Raw genomic sequence first — 6,618 nt, 5'->3', positions numbered from 1 at the left:
CGCGCGGCCTGATGAAGTTTCAGACACTGAAGGGAGACGATACGGGTGACAGTTCTTAACGACTTAATCAGTGTTTCCCTAAACTAGATAACACAGGTGACTTTTTACCTGAATACTTTAGGGAGGACTTTTTTTCTGACTATTGACATATGGTTTTGGAAAGGGGCGGTAGTCTGCGCATTGCATCTTAATATCAATAGGAATAGGTCTTCAAACAGCGTGGTGCCCCGCGGTAAAACCGCGAGGCACCACGCTGTTTAACTGCGATCGGGCTTTTCGTTATCCGTTCTTAATTAAGCGGTCCTAGCCCAAAAGCCGTACGAGATACAGAATGTGAACTTACCGGCAGCGTTTCCGACGGACCAGAGCCGCGGCGGACAGCAGGAGCAGCCCGCCGAAGCCGGCGTCACATCCGCCGCTCCCGGAGGTCTTCCTATCCTCGGGCTTTACCTCTGGCTTCTGCTTCTTCATAGACTTCAGGAGGAGTCCCTGGTTCCCTAGGCCGATGGTCCTCTCGCCCTCGACGCCCTCCAGCCTGCAGCGTATCGACCGGATACTGGCCGTATCCCACTGCCCCTTGGCCACCTTGCCTGCGACCCGAAGCTCGTAGCTCAGGGCCTGAGTGGAAACAGTCCAGTCGAGGGATTCCGCATCCAACTCCTCCATGAAGGCCACCGTGGCGTTTCGCAGAGCTTCGACCGTGAGCGTACCAGGAACGAACCCGGTGGTGTCCGCCTTCAGAGAGCCTGCGACCAGTGGCTTGGACAGCGATATCCGCGTTGCCAGCTTCACGGGCACGTTGCCAGCTGCGTCCGGCTCGCCCACGGTGATCTCCCACTGTTCGGGGTCCTTCGGAACGGCGTTATCGTCCGGGTTGGTCGGCTCATCCGGCCTGGGCTTGTCTGGCGATGGATTGTCGGGCTTGCCGGGAGAAGGGTCCTTGGGCTTGTCCGGCGCGGGGTTCTGAGGCTTGGGGCTAGGCCCTGGGTTGGGGTTGGGTTGAGGATTGGGCCCGGGGTTTGGATTGGGGTTGGGGTTGGGTTGAGGATCGGGCTTCTCAGGAGCCTTAAAGTCCTCAAGGACCTCAAGCAAGATCGTGAACTTATCGTCGTCCAGGTGAACCCGGGCGCCTGCGTCCTCCGAGGCGGCATTGCCCGGGACGATGTCCTTCGAGGAGTTCAGCCAGGAAACCCGGACCTTCGCAAAGTCCTTTCCCGTCGTCTTGTCCTTGGCGCGCAGCTTCTTCCACTCCTTCGCCTCGACGGAGCCGATCAGGGGGACCCAGCCCTTTTTGAGCGTCCTGGCGGAGAGCTGCGCAGGGTCCAGCTGGATGGTCAGCCGTGGACCATCGCCGTTCAGGTAGTAATAGTCGATCGTCTTGGCCTTGAAGATGGGGTCCCTGCCCGCCGCCTCGGCGCGGGTACCGGCGACGTCGCCATCGTTGGGGACAACCCCGATGCGGCTGTATTTACCCAAGCTGAGATTCACGTTCTTCGAAAGGTCCCTGGCCCCCTTGCCCAGAGAAAATGTTCTGACCAGTTCCCTTGCTCCTGCCCCTATGTTGATATTGACGAGGGGCTCATTTCCCGAGGCCGTCTTCTCCGGAAGGCTGCTCAGTCGCAGTTCTCCGTTACGAACCTGTATATTTAAAGGGTTCGTCCAGCTGAACCTCCTGCCCTCTCCACCAAATTCCACCGTTCCGCTCCAGTCCTGGCTGGCGCTGGGGCTGGTCGGATTGATCATAAAAGTGCCCGACATGATTTTGCCGTTTGGCATCTTTTTGAGCATATTGATGGCAATGTCCTTGAAGGACAATACCTGCCCTCGCTCGGCCGCCAACATGCCGCCGTACTTGACTTCGGTCTTGCCGGCTACCTCCAGGGACTTCGAGGCCAGCAGGGTAGCCCCGCCTCCCGTCTCGAAGCCATCATCTTCCTTGATGGCTCCGACCGTTACCTTGCCCCCTCCGATGGATCCGGTGCCTGTAAGCCCCAGGACCCCGTTGGCCACCAAGGTCTCGCCCTCGGCGAAGATTTCGTTGTCGGGGTTGTTCAGGAACAGGGTGGAGTTTCTCCCCGAGCTCAACTGCAAGTCGTTTTCATCCTGAAAGGTGAATCCTTTGGGATGGCGTTTCCCAATCCGGGAATCGAGCACCAGGTGAAACGCACCCTTCAGCACTCCGTTCACGTGCGAGTCGTTCCCGTCGAGGGTCACCACGACGTAAGGGTAATGGAGTTGGCCGCCCACGGCGTAGGACTTCGCCTCGAACGTGGAGCCGGCCTCGGTGTTCAGCTGGCTGAAGATCTGGCTGCGGTCCACGGCGACGCTGGCGCCCTTCCTGATCCAGAGGGGGTTGTAGAAGTGGTAGAACACGTAATTGCTCTCCGTGTGAAGCGCCTTCTCCCTCAGACGTCCCTGGCTGAAGGGCTCGGTGTCCGCAAGGGACCCGCTGCCCAGGAAGGACGCCCAGACCCTGCCCAGGGAACCGCGGAAGTGGTCGCCGGGAACCTTGAACTCCCCGCCGCGGATGACCAGGCTACCCTCCCGCACGTCCGTACCGCCCAAATGATGCGCCCCGTCCAGTGCCCTGGCCTCAAGTCCCTTGTCCTCGGCAGCCGCGAGGTTGGGCGTCCGCACGTCGGAATCGATCGTCAGGGTCCCCTTGCCCGTCTTGACCAGACGGACAAAACCCTTGCCCGACGGGGACCCGTAGAAGTCGTTATCGAACGCCTCAAGCTTCGCCAAGTCGTCCCCCACGGCCTTGGCACTGGGCAGCTTGACCTGCCTTTGGCCCAGGCCGTGCCGAAGGAGCAACTCCTGCTGGTCGGGGGTGTCGATGATGCCGTACGTGAGGCGGTCGTCCCCCGCGTCCCCGCTTGCGACGAACAGCAGCAGGGGCTGCGCTATGGCTTCTGCGGACCCCAGGGTCAAGGGGAGGGGGCCGTCGGTCGCGAGGGCCGGCGCGTTCGTCGAGGACGGCGCGCTCAGGATGCCGACCCACCTCTGCCCAAGGGCGTCGTTGGCCGCGCTCAGCACGCCGCCGCAGATCAGCGTCCCCCCGCTGTAATGGGTCCTGTACTCCTCCTCCGAGGAGTTGTCTCCGTTCGAACCCCTGACGACGACCTTCCTGCCGGCGTCGGAGCTCACGAGGAGCTGGAAGTTGCCGTTCCCCGTGTCGCCTTCGATCGACTTTTGGACTCCCGGGGCTACGACCAAGGGACTGCTGCCCGTAGCCGTAAGCTGGAGCATCCGTGCCTTGCCGGACTCGCCCTTGACGGCCCCCTCGAAACGCCCTCCTCCTCGGATGATGTTGAAGATGCCGCCGTCGTCCGTGGGCGTCAGGGTGAAATCGGCACCATTTGTCGTCCCGGCGGGTACCTCCAGGACGGTTGCCGCAGCCCAAGCGGTCCCGACCGCCAGCGCCCCTGTCAGCACCAGCCAACCCAACACTTTTCGCTTACCTCTCAAAACGATGCCCTCCTTACAAGATTGGGGCCTCCCTCCACAAAATTAAAACTGGAAGGAGGTGTTCCTTCGCTGTTAAGACATGATTTGAAACGAATTAGGATTATAACTATCTACCTAGATATTTGCAAGGCTAATAATTATTTTGTTAATTAAATTATTTTAAATAAATCTTATCAATTCATCTTTCAGCCATAACGTGGGACTTCAGGCAGGACAGGAGCCTCGAGTTCCTGCTACTCCGGCTTCAGCGATGGGGGAGCTGTAGTCCATGGAGGCGAGCCTCTCTTTGACAAAATTTCGTTGTACAATCGTCGTGTGAAACTATCCTGACGCTTGGAGGTTTTTTCTGAAGATGCTTGTTTTGAAAGACGCGAGGGTCGTCACGGTTGCGGGGAGGACGCTTGAGCGCGGCACGGTCCTGGTGGAGGGCGGAAAGATCGCGGCCTGTGGCGAGGACGTCGCGGTTCCGGCAGGGGTGGAGGTCCTGGACCTGACGGGGAAGTGGCTGACGCCGGGGCTGATCGATGCCCACACGCACATCTCCACCTTTAACGAGCCCAACACCCTGCCCGGCCAGATCGATGGAAACGAGAAGACCGACCCGGTGACGGCCCAGGTGCGCGGCATCGATGCCCTGAATCCCTTTGACATCGCCATCGAGGAGGCACGGCGTGCCGGCTTCACCGCCTGCTACACCGGCCCCGGGTCGGCCAACGTCATCGGAGGCACCGGCATCAGCTTCAAGACCAAACGGGGATCGACGGTCTTCGACATCGCCATCCCCGGCTCGGAGCACATGAAGTTCGCGCTGGGGGAGAACCCGAAACGGGTCTACGGCGTCGAGCAGAAGCGGGCTCCCATGACGCGCATGGGACTGGCTGCCATCCTGCGCCGGACGCTCTATGAGGCGTTGGACTACTCGGAGGAGCTTTGGGCGGGGGAGGCGGACCCTGAAAAGAGGCCGAAGCGCAACTTCGCGCTGGAGGAACTGGTCCCCGTCGTCCGGGGCCAGAGGAAGTGCCGCATCCACTGCCATCGGGCGGACGACATCGTGACGGCCATCCGCATCGCCGAGGAGTTCCACCTGGATTTCTCCATTGAGCACTGCACGGAGGGTTACTTGATCCTGGACTTCTTGAGGGAGCACCGGGTGGACTGCGTCATCGGCCCGTTGACGATGCCCCCCAGCAAGATGGAGATCTGGGGCCGGAAGCTGACGACGCCCGCGAGGATGGAGGAGGCCGGGATCAACTTCTGTCTGACGGCGGACACCTCCTCGGGGACGAAGTACCTGCCGACGCACGTCGGCCTCTGCATGGCCCATGGCCTGAGCGAGAGGGCGGCCTTCGAGGCCGTCACCATCCGCCCGGCGCGCCTGCTGGGGCTGGGGGACCGGATGGGAAGCATCGAGCCGGGCAAGGACGCGGACCTCGCGGTGTGGAGCGGACACCCCTTCAGCAACTTCACGTTGTGCGAGCGGACCATCATCGACGGCACGGTCTACGACAACCTGAGCTGAAGCGAAAAAACGACGGGCGGAGCGGGACTAAACCCGCACCTCCCGTCGTTGCCCGCCTTTTTTGCGTTACGCGCCGGTACGTCCGTAGAGCTCGCAGAGCGACCGCATCCGCTGCGTGAGGTCGGGCGTGATGGCGCCCGGCTTCATGCGCCACGTCCAGTTCCCCGCCGTGGTGGACGGGGTGTTGATTCGAGCCTCCGGCCCCAGGTCGAGCCAGTCCTGCATGGGGATGACGGCCGTCTCCGCCACGGAGGCCAGGGCCATGCGCGTCATGACCCCGGACACGCTCCCTGCCGTCACCTCGCACCCCAGGTAGGCGGAGAGGTTCGCCCGCTCCCAGGGCGTGGCGTCGGCCATCAGCCACCCGCGGGAGGTGTTGTTGTCGTGAGTCCCCGTGTAGACCACGGTCTTTGGCGTGTGGTTGTGGGGGGCGTAGGGGTTGTCCGCGGGATGCCCGAAGGCGAAGTGGAGGATCGTCATCCCAGGAAGCCCCATGGCGGTGCGGGCCTCCTCCACCTCCGGGGTGAGGACCCCCAGGTTCTCAGCCCAGAAGGGCGCGTTCGGAAACTCGCTCCTGAGCGCGCTGAAGAACTCCCGGTGGGGCACGCTGCGCCACTCCCCGTGCTCCGCCGTTTCAGCGTCTGCCGGCAGCGCCCAGTAGGCGATGAGCCCCCGGAAGTGGTCGATGCGTACGCGGTCGAAGAAGGTCAGGAGGCGGTGCAGGCGTCCGGTCCACCAGCGGAAGCCGTCCCTTCTCATGGCCTCCCAGTTGTACGTCGGGTTGCCCCAGAGCTGTCCCTTGGCGCTGAAGTAGTCCGGGGGGACGCCCGCCACGGAGACGGAGTTCAGGTCCTCGTCCAGGTCGAAGAGATCCGGGTGGGCCCACACGTCGGCGCAGTCCCCCATGACGTAGACGGGGACGTCGCCCACCAGCTCCAACTTCAGCTCCGCCATGCGCCTCCGCAGCGCGGACATCTGCCGCGCGAAGACGTACTGGATGAAGTTCTGAAGCCCGATGTCGCCGTCGTGGTCCCGGCGGAACCGGTCGAGGTCCTGGGGGCGGCGAAACTTCAACCCGTCGGGCCAGTCGCGCCAGGCAAGCCCGCCCATGGCGCCCTTGATGGAGATGAAGAGACTCCAGTCTTCCAGCCAGTCCCCCTGGCTCTGGCAGAAGGCCTTGAAGTCCGCGCTCTCGCCGCCGCGGTGAAACTGCGCCCACACCCTTTGCAGGAGCGCTGCCTTGAAGGCTCCGGCCGCGCCGTAGTCCACCCGGTCGTTCGAGAAGTTGGGCGCGCTGTCCAGCTCCTCCCGGCTCAGAAACCCGTCCTCCATCAGGCCCTCCGGGCTGATCAGGAGGCCGCTGCCGGCGAAGGCCGACGTGGGGCTGTAGGGCGAGTGGGCGCACCCCGCGTCCGTCGCGGTCAGGGGCAGGACCTGCCACAGCGATTGCCCCGCCCCATGCAAAAACTCCGCAAACCGCCGCGCCCCCGGTCCCATGTCGCCGATCCCGAAGCGCGAGGGAAGCGAGGTCATGGGGAGCAGCACGCCGCATTTTCTCCTATCCATTTTAATTAAAAAACCTCCAAAGGGCCGGCGGGGCACAGGGGGGGAGTTTTTTCCCCCGCCTCAAA

The 6,618-nt window shown here is 62.6% G+C and carries 3 protein-coding genes; 1 reads left to right on the top strand and 2 read right to left on the bottom strand.

Annotated elements, in window-relative coordinates; genetic code table 11:
* Positions 1-339: 339 nt before the first annotated feature.
* Positions 340-3,468, bottom strand: coding sequence for a hypothetical protein (locus Q0629_RS05200; RefSeq protein ID WP_298779814.1), 3,129 nt, complete (start codon positions 3,466-3,468; stop codon positions 340-342).
* A 352-nt stretch (positions 3,469-3,820) separates the two neighbouring features.
* Between Q0629_RS05200 and Q0629_RS05195 the strand changes: the two genes are divergently transcribed.
* Entirely contained in the window at positions 3,821-4,987 is a 1,167-nt protein-coding gene (locus Q0629_RS05195) for an amidohydrolase (protein ID WP_298779813.1), read from the top strand.
* A gap of 66 nt (positions 4,988-5,053) precedes the next feature.
* Here Q0629_RS05195 and malQ read toward each other — a convergent pair whose 3' ends face one another.
* The gene (gene malQ, locus Q0629_RS05190; RefSeq protein WP_298779812.1) at positions 5,054-6,553 is read right to left on the bottom strand and encodes a 4-alpha-glucanotransferase; all 1,500 of its coding nucleotides are present in this window, start codon (positions 6,551-6,553) and stop codon (positions 5,054-5,056) included.
* Positions 6,554-6,618 lie beyond the last annotated feature (65 nt).

This window comes from uncultured Fretibacterium sp., assembly GCF_938030725.1.
In the GTDB taxonomy this organism is placed as follows: Bacteria; Synergistota; Synergistia; order Synergistales; family Aminobacteriaceae; genus Fretibacterium.
This window is presented reverse-complemented; position numbering and strand designations above follow the sequence as displayed.

Excerpts from the sequence above, each read along its gene's own strand:
- Q0629_RS05195 (WP_298779813.1), top strand. The coding sequence starts at position 3,821 with ATGCTTGTTTTGAAAGACGCGAGGGTCGTCACGGTTGCGGGGAGGACG.
- malQ (WP_298779812.1), bottom strand. The coding sequence starts at position 6,553 with ATGGATAGGAGAAAATGCGGCGTGCTGCTCCCCATGACCTCGCTTCCC.